Source organism: Cryobacterium sp. PH29-G1 (assembly GCF_030063365.1).
Taxonomy (GTDB): domain Bacteria; phylum Actinomycetota; class Actinomycetes; order Actinomycetales; family Microbacteriaceae; genus Cryobacterium.
The window spans coordinates 99,535-121,009 of sequence record NZ_JASISY010000009.1 but is presented as its reverse complement, the minus strand read 5'-3'; the positions used below and the strand labels follow the sequence as shown (position 1 = coordinate 121,009).

Genomic DNA, 21,475 nt, shown 5'->3' with positions numbered 1-21,475 from the left:
GCTCATGAGCAATGAAACGACGCCGCAGGCCGATCCGGCCCCGGGCTTCCATTCCAACCCCAGCAGTAATAAGGCCGCATCCTGGCTCACCCACCTCCTCGCGGACCTGGGCAAGAACGGCATTTTCATCGCCCTCGTTGTGGTCGTGGTGCTATTCACTATCCTCACCGACGGCATCCTGTTGCGTCCGCAGAATATTTCCAACCTGATCGTGCAGAACGGGTACATCCTTGTTCTTGCTGTCGGCATGGTCATGGTAATCATCGCCGGGCACATCGACCTGTCGGTCGGGTCCGTTGCGGCTTTCGTGGGTGCCTGCTCCGGCGTCTTCGCGGTGACCTGGGGACTGCCATGGTGGTTATCCATCATTCTGTCCCTCGGTATCGGCGCCCTGGTTGGTGTCTGGCAAGGATTCTGGATCGCCTACGTGGGGATCCCCGCGTTCATCGTGACGTTGGCCGGCATGCTCATCTTTCGCGGTCTCGCCCTCGCCGTTCTCGGCAACGCCAACATTGGTTCGTTCCCGGCAGAGTATCGCGCGCTCGGCAACGGGTTCCTAACCGACCTGTTCGGTGAATTCGAATATGATCCGTTCACCCTCGGCATCGCGGGTATTGCGATCCTGGCATTGATCGTGCAGCAGGTGCGCACTCGAGTTGCCCGCTCCAAGTACGGCCAGGACGTTGAGCCCATGGTGTGGTTTGTGCTCAAGCTCGTGCTCATCACCGCGGCCGTCGGCTCGTTCGCGCTCGCGCTCGCTTCGTACAAGGGCATTCCCGTAACCCTGATCGTGCTGGCCGTTCTCGTCCTCATCTACGGCATCATCATGAATCGCACAATCTTCGGCCGCCACATCTACGCCATCGGCGGCAACCGCCATGCGGCTGAGCTGTCGGGCATCAAAACCCGCAAGGTGGACTTCTACCTGTTCGTGAATATGGGGATCCTGGCTGCTCTCGCTGGACTCATCTTCACCGCACGGCTGAATCTCGCCGGCCCCAAGGCCGGAGACGGGTTCGAACTGGAAGCCATCTCGGCCGCCTTCATCGGTGGCGCAGCCGTTACCGGCGGTGTGGGGACAATCGGTGGTGCCATCATCGGTGGCCTCATTATCGGTGTTCTGAACAACGGTATGTCGATTCTCGGAATCGGTATCGAGTGGCAGCAGGCCGTCAAGGGCCTCGTGCTCTTGTTCGCTGTGGCATTCGACGTGTACAACAAGCGCCGTTCGGGTGGCCATTGAGCACTCTCGGGTAGCTGCTTCACTGCTGGCAAGAGCCGAAACGCATGGCGTTTCGGCTCTTTGCTTGCCGCAACCGGTGCATGCGGGAACCGGAAGCCGCACGGGTCGGTCTGCATCGTTGGGACCGGCCCGTTTGCGCGTCAGGGCGCGATCTCGCTGCCCGTGACCGGTCGGTGCGCGACACGCCGATCGAGATTCCACAGGCAAAATTGTGTCGAGACCGGTGCCTGTGGATAACTCGGCCCGGTCCCGCGGAATTTGGGTGTTCTTGCGCCGCAGGACTGTGTGAAACATGTGGAATGTCGGTGGATAACTACATAAATGTAATTACTGCATGTAGTGGCTATTCCGCTCCGCGATCACTAGATGTAGTATTGAGACTCTCGCCAGGCCCTGCGGCCCGGCAGTGCACTTGCTCACTTTGTACGACGATCCCTGACGAATTCTCGCCCGCGGTCGAAGAGTTTTATAGAACATACTTGCGAAGTATGTCGAACAGTTTTAGACTTGAACAGCCAAGAAGAAAGGTCATAACCATGGCGATCACCGTTTACACGAAGCCCTCCTGCGTGCAGTGCACGGCCACCTACCGTGCCCTCGATAACAAGGGCATCGAGTATGAGGTGCTCGACCTGTCGGTCGACGAAAACGCTCTGGAGGCCGTTAAGGCTTTGGGCTACCTGCAGGCGCCCGTTGTCATTACCGACGAAGAGCACTGGTCAGGCTTTCGGCCCGACAAGATCAACGCACTCGCCGCACGCCTCGCGTAGGTGAGCGCAGCCCACACGCCCAGCACGCTTCGCCTGCCCGGACTGTGCCCGATCAGAATCGCCACGTGATATGACTGACATCGTGTATTTCTCGAGTGCCTCGGGTAACACGCAGCGGTTCGTGGAAAAGCTCGGTCGACCGGCGTCGCGCATACCTCTTTACCCGCGCGAAGAACCGCTCGTGGCCGAGGAGCCGTTCGTGCTGTGCGTTCCCACCTATGGTGGCGGCAGCATGGGCGGGGCCGTGCCCAAGCAGGTCATCAAGTTCTTGAACAACGAGACCAATCGGTCGTTGATTCGCGGCGTCATCGGCGCCGGCAACATGAATTTCGGTGCGGGCTATTGCCTGGCCGGCGACATCATCGCCGCCAAGTGCAAGGTGCCCCACCTCTATCGCTTTGAAGTATTTGGAACACCGGATGATGTGCGCATCGTTCACGACGGATTGGAAGAATTTTGGAAACAACAGCCGTGAAGATCACGCCCATGGACGCACCGTCGGGCATGGACTACCACTCGCTCAACGCGATGCTCAACCTGTACGGCCCGAACGGGGAGATCCAGTTCGACAAAGACCGCGAGGCCGCCCGCGAGTTCTTCCTGCAGCACGTCAACCAGAACACGGTGTTCTTTCACTCGCTGCGCGAGAGACTCGACTACCTGGTGGAGAAGGAATACTACGAGCAGGCCGTGCTCGACCAGTACTCGTTCGAGTTCATCACGAGCCTGAACGACCTGGCCTACTCCAAGAAGTTCCGCTTTCAGAGCTTTCTCGGCGCCTTCAAGTACTACACCTCGTACACGCTGAAAACTTTCGACGGTAAGCGCTACCTCGAGCGTTTTGAAGACCGCGTTGTCATGACGGCCCTGGGTCTCGCCGCGGGTGATAAGAAGCTCGCCGTTGCTCTGGTCGAGGAGATCATCGCCGGCCGTTTTCAGCCCGCAACCCCCACCTTCCTAAACTCCGGCAAGGCTCAGCGCGGCGAGCTCGTCTCGTGCTTCCTGCTGCGCATTGAAGACAACATGGAGTCGATCTCCCGCGGCATCAACTCCTCGCTGCAGCTGTCCAAGCGCGGCGGCGGTGTGGCCCTGCTGCTCAGTAACATTCGTGAGGCCGGCGCGCCGATCAAGCAGATCGAGAACCAGTCCAGCGGCATCATTCCCGTCATGAAGCTGCTCGAAGACTCCTTCAGCTACGCCAACCAGCTCGGTGCCCGCCAGGGTGCCGGCGCTGTCTACCTGCACGCGCACCACCCCGACATCATGCGTTTTCTCGACACCAAGCGGGAGAACGCCGACGAGAAGATCCGTATCAAGACCCTCTCGCTCGGTGTGGTCATTCCCGACATCACGTTCGAGCTGGCCAAGAACGACGAGTGGATGTACCTCTTCTCGCCCTACGACGTGGAGCGCGTCTACGGAGTGCCGTTCGCGGACATTTCGGTGACCGAGAAGTACCACGAGATGGTCGATAACCCGCGCATCAAGAAGTCGAAGATGAAGGCGCGCGAGTTCTTCCAGACCCTCGCCGAGATTCAGTTCGAGTCGGGCTACCCGTACATCATGTTTGAAGACACGGTGAACAAGGCGAACCCGATCAAGGGCCGCATTAACATGTCCAACCTGTGCTCCGAGATTCTGCAGGTGAACACTCCCACGACGTACAACGAGGACCTCTCGTACAACGAGATCGGCAAGGACATCTCGTGCAACCTCGGTTCGATGAACATCGCCCTGGCGATGGATTCCGGCGATCTCGGTCGCACCGTTGATGCCGCCATCCGTGGTCTCAACGCGGTGTCGGAGCAGAGCCACATCAGCTCGGTGCGTTCGATCGAAGACGGCAACGACCGCTCGCACGCCATCGGCCTTGGCCAGATGAACCTGCACGGCTACCTCGCCCGGGAGCGCGTCTACTACGGCAGTGCGGAGAGTATCGACTTCACCAACATTTACTTCTACACGGTGCTGTTCCACGCTCTGCGTGCCTCCAACGCGATCGCCACCGAGCGCGGCCGCACGTTTGAGGGCTTTGAAGACTCCGCCTATGCCTCGGGCGAGTTCTTCGACAAGTACACCGACCAGGTCTGGGAGCCGTCGACGGCTCGCGGTGCTGAGCTCTTTGCCCAGGCCGGGGTGTCGATTCCGACGCAGGCCGACTGGGCCGAGCTGAAGGCATCCGTTATGGCGCACGGTATCTACAACCAGAACCTGCAGGCGGTGCCGCCGACCGGATCGATCTCGTACATCAACAACTCCACCGCATCGATTCACCCGATCGCGGCGAAGATCGAGATTCGCAAGGAAGGCAAGCTGGGCCGCGTGTACTACCCGGCGCCGTTCATGACGAACGACAACACCGAGTTCTATCAGGATGCCTACGAAATCGGCGCCGAGAAGATCATCGACGTGTATGCCGCAGCCACGCAGCACGTCGATCAGGGGCTTTCGTTGACCTTGTTCTTCAAGGACACCGCGACGACCCGCGACATCAACCGCGCCCAGATCTACGCGTGGAAAAAGGGCATCAAGACCATCTACTACATCCGCCTGCGTCAGATGGCGCTCGAAGGCACGGAAATTGAGGGTTGCGTTTCCTGCGCGCTGTGAGCTTGCCGAACGTTACCTGTATGAACTTTGGGAAAAGGAACACCTTCAATGATTGACAAGCTCAAGCTGGTCTCGCACGTAGACGCGATCAACTGGAACAAGATCGAAGACGAAAAAGACGTCGAGGTCTGGAACCGACTGACCAACAACTTCTGGCTGCCGGAGAAGATTCCGCTCAGCAACGACATTCAGTCGTGGAACCAGCTCACGCCGGTGGAGCAGCAGCTCACCATGCGCGTGTTCACCGGGCTGACCCTGCTCGATACGATCCAGGGCACCGTGGGTGCCGTGTCGCTGATTCCGGATGCGATCACCCCGCACGAAGAGGCCGTGTACACGAACATCGCGTTCATGGAGTCGGTGCACGCCAAGAGCTACTCGTCGATCTTCTCGACGCTCGCTTCGACCAAAGAGATTGACGAGGCGTTCCGCTGGTCGACCGAGAACGCGAACCTGCAGCGCAAGGCCTCGATCGTGATGGACTATTACCAGGGCGACGACCCGCTCAAGCGCAAGGTCGCCTCGGTGCTGCTCGAGTCGTTCCTGTTCTACTCGGGCTTCTACCTGCCGATGTACTTCTCCAGCCGGGCCCGTCTCACCAACACGGCCGACCTCATCCGCTTGATTATTCGGGATGAAGCGGTGCACGGGTACTACATCGGCTACAAGTTTCAGAAGGGTCTCGAAAAGGAGACGCAGGAGCGCCGCGACGAGATCAAGGATTACACCTTCAATCTCGTGTTCGAGCTCTACGAGAACGAGGTGCAGTACACCCAGGACCTCTACGACGAGCTCGGTCTGACCGAAGACGTCAAGATGTTTCTGCACTACAACGCCAACAAGGCGCTGATGAACCTGGGCTACGAGGCGATCTTCCCGAAGGATGTCTGCGACGTGAACCCGGCGATTCTCTCGGCGCTCTCACCGAACGGCGACGAGAACCACGACTTCTTCTCGGGTTCGGGGTCGTCGTACGTGATCGGCAAGGCTGTCGTTACCGAAGACGACGACTGGGACTTCTAGCAAGAGGGACCGGTATGGTTGGGCACCGCGGGCTCAACCACGGGACCCGGATCCCGGAACACAATTGATTGGAGCGTGCGCCATGGCCCAAAACCCCAAGCAGAGCAACAAGGTTGCACGAGCAGCAAGCTCCGGTATGCGGAACGCACGGTTCAGCGCCGCAGCCGAGACCGCGGCCACGAGCGCACGGGCCCAGAGAAGGAAGAAGCCCGCCAAGTAAATTGGTGACTTCGCGCGAGGCCCAAATTCCGCCCTCGGGGTGCGAGTTTGGGCTCTCCGTCTTTTTCCGGGGCTGCACGCCGCGGTGTCTCGCGGAGCTCCAGTGGCATAACGTCACCACGCCACATCGACCCGGGTTTACGGCTCGGGGTCGTCGCCGCGCGACGCAGCGATCGCAATGAGCCGGCGCAGCACGTCGAGGTCGATGTCGTTGAGCTTTCTCACGTAGACGCAGCCCATGCCCTCGGTGTAGGTGCCGAGCTGCGGAAGTAGGGCGGCGCCCTCGGGGAGATCTTTGAGCCCGTAGATCGACAGTTGCGCCTTGCGCGGCGAGAAACCCGCCTTCGGCCAATCGCCGCGTGTGCGCGGGTTCGCGGGCGACACATAACGAAAGCTCCCGTAACCCACAATCGACGGGCCCCACATGACGGGCGTTGCGCCGGTCTCCTCGCGGAAGATCGCGTCGAGGGTCTTGCCGTCGTCGCGACGTCGGGCTGGTGTCGCTGCGTTGAGAAAATCCTCGACGGAAGCATCCGTCGGTTGCGTCTTGTTCTCGGCCATGACCCCAGTATGGCGCGCGCCACGAGTCATGCCGGGACTTCCGCCTCTAGCCGCGTCCGAGCGGATGCGGGATAGTGAATGTGGGTAGTGACTCTGCTGCCCTCACCGGGAGGCCGTCAATGACGCCGCCCCCTTCGAAAGACGAGGTAGACCCGTGAACCGGAAGATAGTCGTCGGCGTTCATGAATTAGAGACCAGTGCCACGGCACTGGAATGGGCGTTGCGCCGGGCCGAGGCACTGGACGCTCCCGTGGTGCTCATGCACTCGGTGCCCGCCGCCTGGCTAACCGAGAAATACGGTTACTACAACAGCATCATCAACGACGAGAAGTCACTCGTTCACCAGATCGAGGCGCGCGCCGCTGAGCTCGCGCCCACGGTGACGGCCACGGGAGCGCTGCGCACGGGGTCAGCCCAGCACGTGCTCAGCGAGCTGTCAGCGGACGCCAGCCTGATCGTCGTGGGAACTCACCGCAAGACCGGGGGTGCTGGCGACTTCTTCGGCAGCGTGAGCATGCAAGTTGCCGCCCAGAGCGCCTGCCCGGTGGCGATCATTCCCGAAGTGCTGTCGGGTGACCGAACCGGCGTCGTGGTGGGTGTGGACGGCTCTGCTGACGCCCTGGCCGCGATGGAATTCGCCGCAGCCGAGGCAGACCGCACCGGCCAGGAACTCACCGCGGTGTATGCGGCGCGCGTGCCTACGCAGCGAGTGCTCAAGCACATCCCGGAAGAAAGCATCGCCGCGCGCATCGAGGAGGAACGCCTGGTGCTGGCCGAATCTGTGGCCGGTCTCAGCACCCGTTACCCCGACCTCGTCGTGCACCAGGTCTTCGTGACCGACGAGACCCCGGCCCGGGCGCTCCTGCGGGCAGCCGCAGCGGCGCAGCTTCTGGTGGTCGGGAGTCACGGCCGAGGCGCGCTGAGCCGGCTGTGGATGGGCTCGGTCAGTCACGAGGTACTCGGCGAGGCTGCCTGCCCGACCGTCATCATGCGCACCAAGCACAAGAAGTCGTAGCGACGTCACGGGGCAGCGTATTCGGGCGGTGGTGCCGGCGCCGGGTGCGGGGACGAAGTTGAACGAGGCAGACGCGGGGTAGACGACGCGTCTGCCTTGGCAGGGAATTTCACGATTTGTTAGGCTAATACGTCTTGTCCCCCGTTTGCGTCGCCAGGGGAAGGACGCGTCGCTCCAAACCGTGAGGACTCAATGTCTCAGCATGCCCCCCATTCCACTGTGACCGATGAAGCACCATCCCGGGTCAATAAGACCGTTTTTTTCGGCTCCGCCAGTGGCATTATCGCCATCGCCCTGTGGGCCATTCTTGCCCCTGCCAACGCGAGTGCTGTTATCGGTGCTGTCGTTGGCTGGGTGTCGACCAACCTCGGCTGGTATTACTTTCTGATCGTCACCATCGTTCTGGTTTTCGTCGTTTATATCGCTCTGTCCCGGGTCGGCAAGACTCGGCTGGGGCCGGACCACTCGCGTCCGCAATACAGCCTGTTCACTTGGACCGCCATGCTCTTCGCGGCCGGGATCGGGATCGACCTGATGTTCTTTTCCGTGTCCGAGCCGGTCACTCAGTACCTTGCACCGCCCACCGGAGACGGCAGCACCCTCGAAGCGGCCCGCCAAGCCATGGTCTGGACCCTGTTTCACTACGGCATCACTGGCTGGGCCCTCTACGCGCTGATGGGCCTGGCCCTGGGCTACTTCGCCTACCGGCAGAACCTGCCCCTGAGCATCCGCTCCGCGCTGTATCCGATCTTCGGCAAGCGCATCCACGGCCCGATCGGGCATTTCGTGGACATCGCGGCCATTCTGGGCACCATTTTTGGTATCGCCACGAGCCTGGGCATCGGTGTCGCCCAGCTCAACTACGGCCTCACCTTCATGTTCGGCACCCCGCAGTCCCTGTTCGTACAGGGTTCCCTCATCGCCTTATCGGTGGTGATGGCCACCATTTCTGCCGTGACAGGCGTGGAACGCGGCATCCGCCGGCTGTCCGAACTCAACGTGCTGCTCTCTGTGGGACTCATGCTTTTCGTGCTCATCGTCGGCAATACCTCGTTTTTGCTCGACGCCATCGTGCAAAATGTCGGTGACACCCTGAGTCGGTTCCCCGGTCTTACCCTCAACACCTTCGCCTACGACCGCCCGGACGCCTGGCTGAACGGCTGGACCCTGTTCTTCTGGGCCTGGTGGATTGCCTGGGCACCGTTTGTGGGCCTGTTCCTGGCCCGGATCTCCCGCGGCCGCACCATCCGCCAGTTCGTTTCCGGTGTTCTCGTCGTGCCGTTCGCGTTTATTCTGCTGTGGATCGCCATTTTCGGTAACAGCGCCCTGGCCATCGTCATCGGCGGTGACGCTGGCTTCGGCGAAATTGCCATGAACTCGCCGGAAAAGGCTTTCTACTCACTACTTGACCAATTCCCGATGGCTCCGGTGACCGCCGCAATCGCGACCTTCACCGGCCTGCTCTTCTACGTCACCTCGGCTGACTCCGGCGCGCTCGTGATGGCAAACTTCACCTCGCATTTGAAGAACTCCGAATCGGACGGCCCGAAGTGGCTGCGCGTGTTCTGGGCGGTGACCACCGGCGTGCTGACCTTTGCCATGATGCTCGTGGGAGGGATTCCGGTGCTGCAGAACGCGACCATTATTATGGGTCTGCCCTTCTCCGCGGTGCTGCTGTTGATCATGCTGGGCTTGTATCGAGCTCTTCGCGTTGAGCAATCCGTAGCCGACAGCTACCGGGTCAGCCTGCCCGGGCTGCTCTCCGGGCGCAGCGGCGACCCGGCCCGAGCGCGCAACTGGCGCCAGCGGCTCACCCGGGCGATGAGTTACCCGGACCAACGCCAGGCCGAACGGTTCGTGTCGACCGTGGCGCTGCCAGCGCTGCAGGAAGTACACGAGGAGCTCCTGACCCAGGGCGCCGAGGTGACCCTGACCGAAGGGGTCGTCGAAGGGCTGCAGATTCACCACCTTGACCTGTTGGTGTCTATGGGGGACGAGCGTGAATTCAAATACCAGATTTACCCGGTGCAGCTGGACATGCCGACCTACGCCGTGCGCAGCACGTCGGAGCAGGGCAAGTACTACCGGATGGAGGTGTTCTCTCTTGAGGGCAGCCACGGGTACGACCTGATGGGGTACAGCAAGGAGCAGGTCATCACCGATGTGCTCGACCACTACGAGACACACCTTGATTTTCTGCACCTCAACCGCACCGAGCCGGGCAACACCGCCCTGCCCGACGACCAGACGTCCAAGGACAACTGGGAAGCCGATTACGACTCCGAAGACGTGAAGAAATGAGCACCATGACCTCGACCCTATTCATCAACGGCACGTGGGTGCCCGCCGCCGACGGCGGTACCCGCCTGATCAGCTGCCCGGCCGATGGCGAGCCGGTCGGTACCGTGTCCGAAGCCACCACAGCGGATGTTGAGGCTGCCATTAACGCCGCCCGCACCGCCTTCGACAGTGGCATCTGGTCTACGGTGCCCGCCCCGGAGCGCGGCGACTTTCTGCTGCGCGTGGCCGCGGAACTGCGGGTGCGCAAGGCCGAGTTCGCCCGGGCCGAAACGCTCGACACCGGCAAGCGCCTGGTCGAGAGCGAAATCGACATGGACGACATCGCCAACTGTTTCGCCTACTTCGGCAAGCTCGCCGGGCAGGATGCCGGTCGCATCGTTGATGCCGGCGACGAGAGCGTGGTCAGCCGCATCGTGGTGGAACCGGTGGGTGTCTGCGGGCTCATCGCCCCGTGGAATTACCCGCTTCTGCAGGCCGCGTGGAAGATCGCCCCGGCGCTCGCCGCGGGAAACAGCTTCATTCTCAAGCCCAGCGAACTCACCCCGCACACCTCCATGCTCATGATGGTGCTGCTCGACGACCTCGGCCTGCCCGCCGGGGTTGCCAACCTCGTGCTCGGGGCCGGTGCCGTGGCGGGTGCTCCGCTTTCCAGCCACCCCGACGTTGACCTGGTCAGCTTCACCGGCGGCCTCGAAACCGGTAAAATTATCGCGGCCGCCGCCGCCGGAACCGTGAAGAAGGTGGCCCTCGAACTCGGCGGCAAGAACCCTAACGTGATCTTTGCCGATGCGGACTTCGATGCCGCCGTCGACAACGCGCTCAACGGAGCCTTCGTGCACTCGGGGCAGGTCTGCTCCGCCGGCGCGCGAATCGTGGTCGAGGCATCCATTGCCGAACGTTTCGTGGACGAACTGGTGCGCCGCGCCAACCAGATTCGGCTGGGCGGTCCCTTCGACCCCGACGCGGAGACCGGGCCGCTGATCTCGGCTGCGCACCGCGACAAGGTGAGCGCCTACGTGCAGAAGGGACTCGCCGAGGGTGCCCGACTGCGCTGCGGTGGTACCTGGGGCACGGGCGAGCTCGAGAAGGGCTTCTACTACACGCCGACCATTCTCGACCAGGTGGAACGCGGCATGAGCGTGGTCATCGACGAAGCCTTCGGCCCGGTCGTGACCGTGGAAACCTTCGAGACCGAAGATGAAGCCGTGGCTATCGGCAACGACACGGTCTACGGCCTCGCCGGAGCAGTCTGGACCCAGGATGCCGGCCGTGCGCAGCGCATGGCGAAGCGCTTGCGCCACGGTACTGTCTGGATCAACGACTTTCACCCGTACCTGCCGCAGGCGGAATGGGGCGGTTACGGTCAGTCCGGCGTGGGACGCGAGCTCGGCCCGAGCGGACTGGCCGAATACCAGGAAACCAAGCACATCTACCAGAACACCGCCCCGGCGGTCACCGGCTGGTTTGCGGCGCGTTAAGGAGTGGCACAGATGACCGAACTGACGACGACTGAATTCGACTACGTCGTGATCGGCGGCGGATCCGCGGGAGCAGCCGTTGCCGCCCGGCTCAGCGAAGACCCCGACCTGCACGTCGCGCTCGTCGAGGCCGGCCCCGACGACCGCGGCCTTGACGCCATCCTCAAGCTGGACCGCTGGATGGAACTGCTCGAGTCGGGGTACGACTGGGACTACCCGATCGAACCGCAGGAGAACGGCAACTCGTTCATGCGCCACGCTCGCGCCAAGGTGATGGGCGGATGCTCCAGCCACAACTCCTGCATCGCCTTCTGGGCACCGGCCGAGGACCTCAACGACTGGGCCGGCAAGCACGGCGCGACCGGCTGGGAAGCCGCGAACACCTTCCCACTGTTCAAGAAACTCGAGAGCAACAGCGACCCGGCGCCGCACCACGGCCACGACGGTCCGGTGCACCTCATGGACGTGCCGCCGAACGACCCCTGCGGCGTGGCGCTGCTCGACGCCTGCGAGCAGACCGGGATTCCCCGAACCACGTTCAATTCCGGCAGCACCGTGGTGAACGGCGCCAACTTCTTTCAGATCAACCGGCAGGCTGATGGCACCCGGGCATCCTCGTCGGTGTCGTACATTCACCCCATTATGGAACGGGCGAACTTCACCCTGCTCACCGGTCTGCGTGCTCGTCAGCTCACCTTCGACGCCGCCAAACGATGCACCGGCGTGCTCGTCGTCGACGCAGCCGGGCGCACCCGCGCGCTCACCGTCCGCGCCGAGGTCATTCTCTCGGCCGGCGCCATCGACTCCCCGAAGCTGCTCATGCTCTCCGGCATCGGTCCGGCCGCCCAACTGCGCGAGCACGGGATCGAGGTGCTCGTGGATTCGCCCGGCGTGGGCGAGAACTTTCAGGACCACCCGGAAGGTGTGATTCAGTGGGAGGCCAAGCAGCCGATGCCGACCGAGTCCACCCAGTGGTGGGAACTGGGCATCTTCACGACCACCGACGACGGCCTCGACCGGCCCGACCTGATGTTCCATTTCGGTTCGGTGCCGTTTGACATGCACACGGCCCGGCAGGGATACCCGACCACGGAGAACGGCTTCTGCCTCACCCCCAATGTCACGCACGCCCGCTCCCGCGGAACGGTGAAGCTGCGCAGCCGCGACTACCGCGACAAGCCGCTCGTCGACCCGCGCTACTTCACCGACCCGCACGACATGCGCGTCATGGTCGCCGGCATCCGCAAGGCCCGTGAGATCGTGGCCCAGCCGGCCATGGCGGCCTGGGCCGGCGTCGAGCTATACCCCGGTTCCGCCGTGCAAACGGATGCCGAGATCACGGATTACATCAGGAAGACCCACAACACTGTGTACCACCCGGCCGGAACGGTGCGAATGGGCGCCGTTGACGACATCGGTTCACCGCTCGACCCCGAGCTGCGCGTCAAGGGCGTCACCGGCCTGCGCGTGGCCGATGCCTCGGTAATGCCCGAACTCGTGACGGTGAACCCCAACATCACCACGATGATGATCGGCGAACGCTGCGCCCAGCTCGTGGCAGCCGATCGCGCCACGCGTTAATCTCGGGCACGCCGGTCCGGCCCGAGCGAGCCGCTCGGGCCGGACCGGTTAGGTGCCCCCGCGGAGGGCCGTGATCGGCTCGATATTGGAGGCGCGAACCGCGGGATAGGCGCCGGCGGCCAGGCCGACGAGCGTGCCGACCAGGGCGGCGCCAATGGCCACGATGGGATCGAGAATCGGCGTCCACCCCTGCAACAGCGACACCACGACGACCGCGAAGACCCCGAGCGCTGAGCCGATCAGGCCACCGAGCAGACCGATCACGGCCGACTCCACGATGAACTGCCGGGCGATATCGCGCTTGGTCGCTCCGAGCGCCCGGCGCAGGCCGATCTCGCCGACCCGTTCCATCACGGAGAGCAGGGTGACGTTGGCGATGCCGAGGCCGCCGGCCAGCAGCGCCAGAATTCCGAGCGTGAGAAAGACGATGTTAATGTCGGCCTGGATATTGTCTTGCAGCGACGACGCCGCGGCGGGCGCCTGCACCTTGAAGTTCTCGGGCGCGTTCGGATCGAGCGCGATCGGTGCCTGTCGGGCCACGAGCTTGCCTGCCCCGACATCAATTTGCACGTGTAGTTCGGCGGGAGCGGACAGGCCGAAGTCGGTGCGCGCGGTGTTGAGCGGCACAACGACGGCATCGAGCAGGTTGGTGCGACGCTCAACGCCGTCGATAATGCCGATCACCGTGTACGGAACTTCGCCGATGAAGATGGACGGCTGCGAGTCGACGCGGTTGATGCCGAGTGTCTCGGCCGCCCGGGCCCCCAGCACAGCCACCCGGTCGGCCCGCTCGTCGTGCCCGGCATCGAAGTAGCGCCCGGTGACTACCTCACCGCGCACCGCGGCGAGCAAGCCCGGCGAGGTGGCGATCAGGTTGGGGCTCAGCGTTTGCGCGGCCGAGGGATCATTGACGGGAACGGATGTGATGCGCTGGCCGGCCACATCCACATCGGCCACGAGACCCGCCTGCTCCACCCCGGCGAGGCGATCGACCCGCGATGGGGCATCCCACGGCAGCCGACCGGTCGCCTGCTCAGTACCGCTCGAGTTGCGGGTCGAGGCCGGTTCGATCATGATCTGCGTGGCCGAAACGGCATCGAACTGGTTTGAAATCTGCCCCGCGGCGGTCTGCGCAAATCCGATCGTAACAACCAGGGAGGCAATGCCGAGCACGGTGCCGAGGGTCGTCATCACGAGCCGGCTGGGGCGGGCACCCACCCCGTAACTCGCCTCGACGAGCAGATCCTGCACCGAGAACCGGTTGGCGCGGGCGATGACCGGAACGATACTGTCCGCGTCCGACGCCGGAGTTGCTTGTACCGTCGGCTGCGGCATCCGCTTACCGAAGAACCTCACGACAGCTCGCTGAGGCGACCGTCGGTGATGCGCACGCGCCGCTCGGCGCGATCGCTCACGGCCTGGTCGTGGGTGATGACGATGAGAGTGAGGCCGTCGGCGTGGAGTTCTTCGAACAGGTCCATCACCTCGTTGCCGGTGGCCTCGTCGAGGTTGCCGGTGGGTTCATCGGCGAGCAGCAGTTCGGGCGAGGCGACGACGGCCCGTGCCACGGCCACGCGTTGCCGTTCTCCGCCGGAGAGAGTACCGGGCAAAAAATCGAGTCGGTGGTTGAGGCCCACCCGATCGAGGGCGGCGCGGGCGCGATCCTCCCGTTCGGCGCGCGGCACACCGCTGTACAGGGTGGCGAGCAGCACATTGTCGAGCACCGTGCGATGCGGCAAGAGGTGGAACGCCTGGAAGACGAAACCGATGGTGCCGCCGCGCACGATCGCGCGCTGCTTTTCGTCGAGCAGGCTCGTGGATGTGCCATCGAGGTGGTATTCGCCGACGCTCGGCCGGTCGAGCAGACCGAGCAGGTTGAGCATCGTGGATTTGCCCGAGCCGCTCGGACCGACGATGGACAGGTAGTCGCCACGATCCACCCGCAGGTTGATCGATTTGAGCGCCTGCACCTCGGGCGGGCCGGGAAAGGAGCGCGTGACGTTGACCAGTTCGACGACGGGGGCCGCGATCACCGGCCCACCACGACGAGGTCTCCGACTCCCAGCGAGCCATCGATCGCGGTGATCTCGACGAAGCCTTCGGCGGCGAGCCCGGTCGTGACCTCGACCAACACGGTTTCGGCGCCATCACCCGGGTCGAATTCCACGCGGGATTCTCCGCCCGGTCCGGCGGTGAGCGCGGCGAGCGGAACGGCGAGCACCTCACCCTCGGTTGAACTGACCGGCACGCGCACGCGCACGTTGCTGCCCTGCACGGCCTGGATCTGTTCGTCGGTGAGCGCGTCGGGTGCGAACAAGACGGTGAAACGGCCGCTGGCCGGTTCGCCGCTGGCCGGTTCGGACGGGAGTACCGAGGTGATCGTGGCGCCCTGGTCGCCGTCGGGCATAGCGAGAACGGCGGGGGCGCCGACTTCAAGCAGGGCGGCGTCGCTTGCGGTTGCCGAGCCGGAGATGACGAGCGTGGCACCCGAGACTCGCATGACCGGCCCGCTGATGCTCGATCCGCGCTTCACGCTGATCTCGTCGACCCGGCGGGGGAGGCCCGGCAGGTACAGTACTTCGCCGGCCGGCAGGTAGGCGAGCGCGCCGTCCCTGGCGTCGCTGAGCGTTTCTCCGGCGCGGGTCAGATCGGCTTTAGCCGCCGTGACCGCGGCCTGTTCGGCGCTCGCATCGCGGGGGGCCAGGGCCTGGCCCTGACGCGCGACGGCGAGGGTGACGGCCTCCTCGGCATCCGCTATTTCATTCGGGGTGCCTTCGGTTTTGGCCAGGGCGAGCACCCGCTGAGCGCTGCGCACGAGGTTGCCCTGCTCGACCACGTCAACGTTCGACGCGGCTGACTGCACGACGGTGAGCGCACCCGTGGCGCTGTCAACGGATGCCTGCGCGCTCGCGACACCGGCTTCGGCGTTGCTGACCGCGCTGGCCACCTCGGTGCCGCCGGTGGGCGCCGGGTAGCCGACCTTGGCGTAGAGCGCTGTGACGGCGCTCGCGGTCTGGGCGTCGAACACGTCGGAGTCGAGCGCTCCGGCATCGATTCCGGCGACGCTCAGACCCTGTTTGAACTGCAGTACGTCGGGGCCGGACACGCCGACCCTCAGGGTGCGATACACCGGCAGATCCCCGGGCAGCACGATCACCGGGCGGCCGGTGACCTCGAGCGCGATCGAGGCCGTGTCGAAAATAGCGGCGACCTCGGGAACCTGCCCGGTGACGATGGGGGCACCGGCGAGTTCGCCGGTTTCGATGCTGACCTCCACCGAGTCGGCATAGGTCGCGTCGCCGCGCATGGTGACGTCGTTGGCGAGCGTACGGTTTTCGACGGGAACGGTGATCAGGCCGGCGGCGGGAGCATCGGCATCCGCTGCCGCTTGGCCGGGGGAGACGATCAGCTGGCCCAGCCCGAGGCCGGCAACGAGCGCGACGATGGCCACCGTGGCCATTACCCAGATCACCCGGTTGCCGGCGAACAGGCGCCGCCAGCCCTGACTACGTGACCGGGTGACCGGGGTGGCCGCGGGGGCTGGACCCTCAGTTTTGTTCTGTCGTCGACCGAACGCGCGAGCCAACTACTTGCCTTGCTCGTAGTCTGCGATGAGCGCGTCGAGCTCGGTTTTGTGATCGATGATGAACTGCTCTTCAAGGTCAAACTGAACCTTCGTCGAGGCCTCGGTGTACTTGAGGTCTTCGGTGCAGGTGTAGTCGACCATGGCCTGGGCAAGTTCCTCGTCACGCAAATCGGCGAGGGCTTTCTCGTCGGGAGCTGACTCCGTGGCGCTTTCATAGAGCGTGTTCATCGCGGTGGAAATCGCCTCCTGCGCGTCGGCCTTCTTCGAGAAGTTCGCGTAGCCGGCATCGGCCATGCAGGCCGACCATTCGGCATCGAGCTTGACGAGCGCGGGCGACGTCTGCGCACTCTCATACATGGCACTGATCGCGTCGTAGAGCTCCGCATGGTCTTCCGGCGACGGCTGATCACCATTGGCCTCATGGCTGGCGACGCCCTGGCAGCCCGACGTTTCCCAGTCGTACTCGTAGGAGCCTCCTTCGCCGAGCTCGTCCTCGGTGGGCGTAACGCCGTAGAGCACCTCGTAGTATGCCGCCTGCTCGCCCTCAGACAGGCTCATCACGTAGTCCTGGTTCGGGTCGACGAACGCCTCGCCCTGCTCCTGCTGCTCGGCGATCTGTTCCGGCGACTGACTCATGCCATAACCGTTCTCGGCCACCCACTTCTTGGTGCCGTACTCCTCGCCATCGTCACTCATCATGCCGTTGTACTGCGAGGTGTCGACCGGAACATAGTCAAAGCCTTCGTCGGCCATGCAGGTGGCGATGAGTTCTTCCTGGTCTTTTTGCAGCGCTATCCCGGTTTCTTCGTCGAACCCTTCGTACATGGCCGACATGTACTTCGACAGCGGGCTCTCGGCCGGGTCGAGCTTTGCGTTCGCCTTGTCGGCGCTGCAGCCGGCAAGCGTCAGTGACAGAAATGCGGCGGCCGCAACGGCCTTAAATAGTGCGCGATAGCGCATAGAGTTCCCCTTTGAATGTTGACCACTGGTCTGGGCTAGGCCGCTGACGGATCGCCCCCCGATCCCCATAAGCTAGCGCATCGCGGGCGCGAATGGGGGTAAACGCCGAGTTGCAGCGCTACAAAGACCATACCGTTCGGTCTCTTTCAGGCGCAAGCCGGTGTTCCGCCGGCGCACCGCGGGCCGGGGTCAGCGGGTGCGCAGGTAAACCAGCTGCGCGCGAACGGATGCTTCGGCCGCGAACCGCACCGCGGCATCCGTGTCGGCATAGACCAAATCGGTCACCTGCGCCACGCTCGCGTCCGAGCCGAGGGTTGCCAGCGCGGCACGCACCTGATCCAGCCGCCCGTGGCGGTGAGCGAGGTAGGCCGTGCAGATAGCGGCCAGGTCGGGCAGGACCGGGCCGTGGGCGGGGAGCACGAGCGCCGGTCCGAGATCGCGCAAGGCCTCGAGCGAGGCCAAATAGTCGGCGAGCTCGCCGTCGATGATCGACGTTCCGCGACCCAGCACGGTGTCGCCGGTGAGCACGGAGCCGGTGGGGCCGTCGCCCGGCAGGTGCAGGCAGACCGAGTCGTCGGTGTGGCCGGGGGTGGCCAGAACGCGGATGCTGGTGTCGGCGAGCATGATCAGCTCCCCGGCGATGAGCGGGGCGCCGTTGACGCAGTAGGCCGCGTCCAGCGCCCGAACGGGGGCGCCGGTGAGTTCGGCGAAGCGCGCACTCGCCGCCGTGTGGTCGGCGTGCCGGTGCGTGATCAGCACGAGTTCGACCTGGCCGGCCGCGGCCAGGGTGGCGAGGTGGCCCTCATGAAGCGGCCCGGGGTCGACGACGACGACGGAGGGGGAGGCGGGCGCGCCGATGAGGTAGCTGTTGGTGCCGTCCAGCGTCATCGGGCCGGCATTCGGCGCGAGCAGGCTGCGGGTGAGCGGGCTCGTGCGCTGCGGGTGGGCAATGTTGGCGGGCATAGCTCGCAGCTTAGCGACAAGCGCCACGGGCGGCACCCCGATGCCGGGGTGCCGCCGCAGTGCGCTGGTTAGGGATGCACGATGATCTTGACCGCGGTCTCGTTGTGGTTGATCAGGGTATCGAAGCCCTCGGCAATCAAGTCGTCCAGGGCGATGCGCCCGGTGATGAAGGGTGCCAGGTTGACCCGGCCCTCTTGCACGAGCTTGATGCTGGCCGGGTGATCGCGCACGTAAGCGATCGTTCCGCGCAGGTCGATCTCCTTCAGCACGAGCTTCTGCATGTCAACGCTGGCCGGCTTGCTCCAGATCGAGACGTTGACGATGACGCCGGCGGGGCGCACCGCGTCGAACAGCTGGTTCAGCACGACGTTGACACTCGTGCACTCGAAGCACACATCCGCGCCGCGGCCGTCGGTGAGTTCCTGCACCCGGGCCACAACGTCTTCCTTGCTGGGATCGAGCACGTGATCGGCCACTCCGGTGACGCGCGCCTTCTCCTTGCGCGCCTCGCTGAGTTCGGACATGATCACGGTGAGGCCCTCGGCCTTACAGACGGCGGCGACGAGCAGACCGATCGGGCCGGCCCCACCGATGAGGGCGACATCGCCGGCTTTGGCGCCACTGCGCACGAAGGCGTGGTGTGCCACGGAGAGCGGCTCGATGAGAGCAGCTTCGTCCAGCGGAATATCACCGATCGCGTGCACCCAGCGGCGGTCGACGACGACCTTCTCGCTGAGTCCGCCGCCTCCACCGGCCAGGCCGATGAAGCCCATCTTCGTGCAGAGGTGGTAATTGCCGGCCAGACACGGCGCGCACTCGTTGCAGACGAAGTAGGGCTCGACCACGACGTTGTCTCCAACGGAGAGATCGGTGACGCCCTCACCCAGCGCGGAGACCGTGCCGGAGAATTCGTGGCCGAGCGTGACCGGTTCTTCTTCGTGCGAAAGCGGGTGCGGGTGGCCCTCGGCCGGGATGAAAATCGGCCCTTCCAGATACTCGTGCAGGTCGGTTCCGCAGATTCCACACCAGGCCACGTCAATGGCGACGGCCCCCGGGCGAAGCTGGGGTTCGGGAATGTCCTCGATGCGAATATCTGCGGGCCCGTGAAAACGTGCTGCCTTCATAACTGTCACTACTCCTTGAAACCGAAACGCGGTGCAGCGACGGTGCCCTCGTGGCAAGGTGCGTTGCGTTTCGGCGTCTTTTAAGAGTAACGGCCTTCACCCCCCGGGCGCTGGGTCGAGGTGCCAGCATTATGGTGGGGTGAACGACACAACACCTAAGGACAACGCGATGACGCGAGTGACAGAGCCCAGCGCAGCACCGGGTGGGGACGCCCCCATCGGGGTCGCGGCCACCGTTATCTTGCTGCGCGACGGTGCGAACGGCCCCGAAGTACTGTTGCTCGAACGACCCCGCCACCGGGGCTCGTTTGCCGGTGCGTGGGTGTTTCCCGGCGGCGGCGTCGATCCCGAAGACCGGCTGCCAACGGATGCCGCGGAGCTGGCCGACGGCGTGGGCCCGGCCGCTGACGATGCCGCCAATATCGCCGCGCAGGCCGAGGCCGTCGAACAGCTCGCGGCCCGCCGTGCCGCCGTACGCGAGGTGCGCGAAGAGACCGGGCTGAACGTCTCGCCCGGTGCGCTCGTGCCCACCGCACTGTGGGTGCCGCCGCGCAGCGCACCGAAACGGCTGCGCACCTGGTTCTACCTCACGACGGCCCCGCCCGGCCCGATCGTGCTCGCCGAAGACGAGGTCATCGACTACGCCTGGCTGCGGCCGGAGACGGCGCTGGAGCGGCACGCATCCGCTGCGCTTACGCTGATTGCGCCTACCTGGGTGACGCTGCATGGGCTGCAGGGCTTTGCTTCGGTGGTCGACATCGTGGCCGGCGTCGGTGCGCGCGGGCTGGCGCACTACGAAACCCGGCTCGGTGCGAGCGACCGCGGGCAGGTGCTGTTCTGGGCGGGCGATGTGGCCTACGACGATGACGCGCTCGCCGAGCAGGCCGGCGGGCGGCACCGCCTCGAGATCGGCCAGGTGCCGTGGGTGTACAGCGCCAGCGGGCTGGACTAGCCGGCCGATCTACTCGGCCGCGTCAATCGGCCGGGGAAATCTTGGGCAGCAGCGACACCGCTGTGCAGCCCTGGCCGTCGACGAAGTTCAGGCAATCGTCGAAGATGGCCGAGAACGGTTTCAGGGTCGAATCACCGAACCAGGCGTTGTAGAACAGCCAGAAGTTGAGGTTGCCGTAGGTCGAGCATCCGTCGCCCTCATTGCCGGCATTCTCGACGGCAGCCGGGTTGGGCTGGTACGGCGTGTAGTTGTACAGGTTGGCTGTGGCCTGATTTTCGAGGCGCACGGCGGTGGCGCCGCACTCGGCGTTGGGGTTGAAGCCCACGTCGACGGAACCGATTTGAAAGGCACGGTCGGGTTCCTGCGTGTACTGGCGAAACTGCCAGGCTGCGTGGTAGACCTGATTGAAGAAGCCGAAGTATTGGGCGTCGCAGTCGGCGGTGTCGGGGCAGCCATAGCCGGTGGCGCGCAAATAACCGGATGCGCTCGGCCGAGTCAGTAGGGACTGCTCCTTCTGCAGCAGCACCAGCAGCACCTTGGGGCTGATCGTGCACGCCGCCGCGATCTTCGCGATGATGCGGGCGGCCGGCTCGTTTTTGGCCCCGGAGTATGCCCGGCAATGGCCGTCACCCTGGTTCGGTTGACTGGTTGTCGTCTCGCGGTATTCCCAGAGGCACGGCACGCCGTCGCTCGGCCGGCACGAGCGCTGCTGAAGAAAATCCGCGATCTCCTGCTCGGTGAGGGCGTCGGGGTTGAAGAAGTTGTAGTCGCTGATGATGAGGCCGGGGTCGAAGGTGGCGGGAGGTTCCGCGGCTGCGGATACGGCTTCCTGCGCCTGCGTGGGCGCCTGCGTTGGCGCCTGCGTTGGCGCCTGCGTGGGCGACGCGGCCGTGGGCGACGCGGCCGCGGGCGCCGTGGGCAGCACGATGAGCGTCGCCGCGAGCCCGACGAGGCCCGCCCCGGTCGCCAGAATGCGCAGGTGACGACGAGTCTGCGCGAATAATCTCATACCACGACACTAACCGGGGCCGGGGGTGAGCCCTCCCACGTCGCGCGGGACATGCGTCGGTGCGCGGGAGGCGCAACTCC

Annotated in this window: 18 protein-coding genes; 10 read left to right on the top strand and 8 right to left on the bottom strand. The window is 64.4% G+C overall.

What is annotated here, in order from left to right:
* Positions 1-4: 4 nt before the first annotated feature.
* From mmsB to nrdF, 5 genes are all read left to right on the top strand, one after another.
* Complete coding sequence (gene mmsB / locus QMK22_RS12480; protein WP_283497971.1) at positions 5-1,243, top strand: multiple monosaccharide ABC transporter permease; 1,239 nt, start codon at positions 5-7, stop codon at positions 1,241-1,243.
* A 536-nt stretch (positions 1,244-1,779) separates the two neighbouring features.
* Positions 1,780-2,013 carry a glutaredoxin-like protein NrdH gene (gene nrdH, locus QMK22_RS12475; RefSeq protein ID WP_035880942.1) on the top strand — a complete coding sequence of 78 codons (234 nt, stop codon included), beginning with the start codon at positions 1,780-1,782 and terminating at the stop codon, positions 2,011-2,013.
* Positions 2,014-2,083: 70 nt separating this feature from the next.
* A complete protein-coding gene (gene nrdI / locus QMK22_RS12470; RefSeq protein ID WP_283497970.1) occupies positions 2,084-2,488 on the top strand; it encodes a class Ib ribonucleoside-diphosphate reductase assembly flavoprotein NrdI in 405 nt (134 codons plus the stop codon).
* Positions 2,489-2,517: 29 nt separating this feature from the next.
* Positions 2,518-4,623: a class 1b ribonucleoside-diphosphate reductase subunit alpha gene (gene nrdE / locus QMK22_RS12465; RefSeq protein ID WP_283497998.1), complete on the top strand. Its 2,106-nt coding sequence runs from the start codon at positions 2,518-2,520 to the stop codon at positions 4,621-4,623.
* Positions 4,624-4,671: 48 nt separating this feature from the next.
* Entirely contained in the window at positions 4,672-5,646 is a 975-nt protein-coding gene (nrdF, locus tag QMK22_RS12460) for a class 1b ribonucleoside-diphosphate reductase subunit beta (protein WP_283497969.1), read from the top strand.
* A 357-nt stretch (positions 5,647-6,003) separates the two neighbouring features.
* On the opposite strand, the gene QMK22_RS12455 is transcribed toward nrdF, so the two are convergent.
* On the bottom strand, positions 6,004-6,426 hold the full coding sequence (locus QMK22_RS12455; protein WP_283497968.1) for a DUF1801 domain-containing protein: 423 nt from the start codon (positions 6,424-6,426) through the stop codon (positions 6,004-6,006).
* A gap of 154 nt (positions 6,427-6,580) precedes the next feature.
* On the opposite strand from QMK22_RS12455, the gene QMK22_RS12450 reads away from it, so the two are divergent.
* The 4 genes from QMK22_RS12450 (at position 6,581) to QMK22_RS12435 (ending at position 12,801) form a co-directional block, all read left to right on the top strand.
* Positions 6,581-7,441 carry a universal stress protein gene (locus tag QMK22_RS12450; RefSeq protein WP_283497966.1) on the top strand — a complete coding sequence of 287 codons (861 nt, stop codon included), beginning with the start codon at positions 6,581-6,583 and terminating at the stop codon, positions 7,439-7,441.
* A gap of 192 nt (positions 7,442-7,633) precedes the next feature.
* Positions 7,634-9,742 (top strand): choline BCCT transporter BetT, encoded by a 2,109-nt coding sequence (betT, locus tag QMK22_RS12445; RefSeq protein ID WP_283497965.1) that lies wholly within the window; start codon positions 7,634-7,636, stop codon positions 9,740-9,742.
* Positions 9,739-11,220 carry an aldehyde dehydrogenase family protein gene (locus QMK22_RS12440; protein ID WP_283497964.1) on the top strand — a complete coding sequence of 494 codons (1,482 nt, stop codon included), beginning with the start codon at positions 9,739-9,741 and terminating at the stop codon, positions 11,218-11,220. The genes betT and QMK22_RS12440 overlap by 4 nt, the downstream gene beginning before the upstream one ends.
* Positions 11,221-11,232: 12 nt before the next feature.
* On the top strand, positions 11,233-12,801 hold the full coding sequence (locus QMK22_RS12435; protein WP_283497963.1) for a GMC family oxidoreductase: 1,569 nt from the start codon (positions 11,233-11,235) through the stop codon (positions 12,799-12,801).
* Positions 12,802-12,849: 48 nt separating this feature from the next.
* Here the strand turns inward: QMK22_RS12435 and QMK22_RS12430 are convergent, their stop codons facing one another.
* The 6 genes from QMK22_RS12430 to QMK22_RS12405 form a co-directional block, all read right to left on the bottom strand.
* Entirely contained in the window at positions 12,850-14,136 is a 1,287-nt protein-coding gene (locus QMK22_RS12430) for an ABC transporter permease (protein ID WP_283497962.1), read from the bottom strand.
* 17 nt (positions 14,137-14,153) lie between these two features.
* The gene (locus tag QMK22_RS12425; RefSeq protein WP_283497961.1) at positions 14,154-14,834 is read right to left on the bottom strand and encodes an ABC transporter ATP-binding protein; all 681 of its coding nucleotides are present in this window, start codon (positions 14,832-14,834) and stop codon (positions 14,154-14,156) included.
* Positions 14,831-16,387: an efflux RND transporter periplasmic adaptor subunit gene (locus QMK22_RS12420; RefSeq protein ID WP_283497960.1), complete on the bottom strand. Its 1,557-nt coding sequence runs from the start codon at positions 16,385-16,387 to the stop codon at positions 14,831-14,833. The genes QMK22_RS12425 and QMK22_RS12420 overlap by 4 nt, the downstream gene beginning before the upstream one ends.
* A complete protein-coding gene (locus QMK22_RS12415; RefSeq protein ID WP_283497959.1) occupies positions 16,388-17,347 on the bottom strand; it encodes a hypothetical protein in 960 nt (319 codons plus the stop codon). It abuts the gene before it with no gap.
* Between the two features lie 189 nt (positions 17,348-17,536).
* A complete protein-coding gene (locus tag QMK22_RS12410; protein WP_283497958.1) occupies positions 17,537-18,310 on the bottom strand; it encodes an MBL fold metallo-hydrolase in 774 nt (257 codons plus the stop codon).
* Between the two features lie 68 nt (positions 18,311-18,378).
* Complete coding sequence (locus tag QMK22_RS12405) at positions 18,379-19,434, bottom strand: 2,3-butanediol dehydrogenase (RefSeq protein WP_283497957.1); 1,056 nt, start codon at positions 19,432-19,434, stop codon at positions 18,379-18,381.
* Between the two features lie 169 nt (positions 19,435-19,603).
* On the opposite strand from QMK22_RS12405, the gene QMK22_RS12400 reads away from it, so the two are divergent.
* Positions 19,604-20,386 carry an NUDIX hydrolase gene (locus QMK22_RS12400; RefSeq protein WP_283497956.1) on the top strand — a complete coding sequence of 261 codons (783 nt, stop codon included), beginning with the start codon at positions 19,604-19,606 and terminating at the stop codon, positions 20,384-20,386.
* Positions 20,387-20,408: 22 nt separating this feature from the next.
* Here QMK22_RS12400 and QMK22_RS12395 read toward each other — a convergent pair whose 3' ends face one another.
* Positions 20,409-21,395: a hypothetical protein gene (locus tag QMK22_RS12395; RefSeq protein ID WP_283497955.1), complete on the bottom strand. Its 987-nt coding sequence runs from the start codon at positions 21,393-21,395 to the stop codon at positions 20,409-20,411.
* Positions 21,396-21,475 lie beyond the last annotated feature (80 nt).

Bases quoted from the DNA above. Each gene is read 5' to 3' on its own strand.
- mmsB (WP_283497971.1), top strand. From the start codon at position 5: ATGAGCAATGAAACGACGCCGCAGGCCGATCCGGCCCCGGGCTTCCAT.
- nrdH (WP_035880942.1), top strand. From the start codon at position 1,780: ATGGCGATCACCGTTTACACGAAGCCCTCCTGCGTGCAGTGCACGGCC.
- nrdI (WP_283497970.1), top strand. From the start codon at position 2,084: ATGACTGACATCGTGTATTTCTCGAGTGCCTCGGGTAACACGCAGCGG.
- nrdE (WP_283497998.1), top strand. From the start codon at position 2,518: ATGGACTACCACTCGCTCAACGCGATGCTCAACCTGTACGGCCCGAAC.
- nrdF (WP_283497969.1), top strand. From the start codon at position 4,672: ATGATTGACAAGCTCAAGCTGGTCTCGCACGTAGACGCGATCAACTGG.
- QMK22_RS12455 (WP_283497968.1), bottom strand. From the start codon at position 6,426: ATGGCCGAGAACAAGACGCAACCGACGGATGCTTCCGTCGAGGATTTT.
- betT (WP_283497965.1), top strand. From the start codon at position 7,634: ATGTCTCAGCATGCCCCCCATTCCACTGTGACCGATGAAGCACCATCC.
- QMK22_RS12440 (WP_283497964.1), top strand. From the start codon at position 9,739: ATGAGCACCATGACCTCGACCCTATTCATCAACGGCACGTGGGTGCCC.
- QMK22_RS12435 (WP_283497963.1), top strand. From the start codon at position 11,233: ATGACCGAACTGACGACGACTGAATTCGACTACGTCGTGATCGGCGGC.
- QMK22_RS12430 (WP_283497962.1), bottom strand. From the start codon at position 14,136: ATGCCGCAGCCGACGGTACAAGCAACTCCGGCGTCGGACGCGGACAGT.
- QMK22_RS12415 (WP_283497959.1), bottom strand. From the start codon at position 17,347: ATGCGCTATCGCGCACTATTTAAGGCCGTTGCGGCCGCCGCATTTCTG.
- QMK22_RS12410 (WP_283497958.1), bottom strand. From the start codon at position 18,310: ATGCCCGCCAACATTGCCCACCCGCAGCGCACGAGCCCGCTCACCCGC.
- QMK22_RS12405 (WP_283497957.1), bottom strand. From the start codon at position 19,434: ATGAAGGCAGCACGTTTTCACGGGCCCGCAGATATTCGCATCGAGGAC.
- QMK22_RS12400 (WP_283497956.1), top strand. From the start codon at position 19,604: ATGACGCGAGTGACAGAGCCCAGCGCAGCACCGGGTGGGGACGCCCCC.
- QMK22_RS12395 (WP_283497955.1), bottom strand. From the start codon at position 21,395: ATGAGATTATTCGCGCAGACTCGTCGTCACCTGCGCATTCTGGCGACC.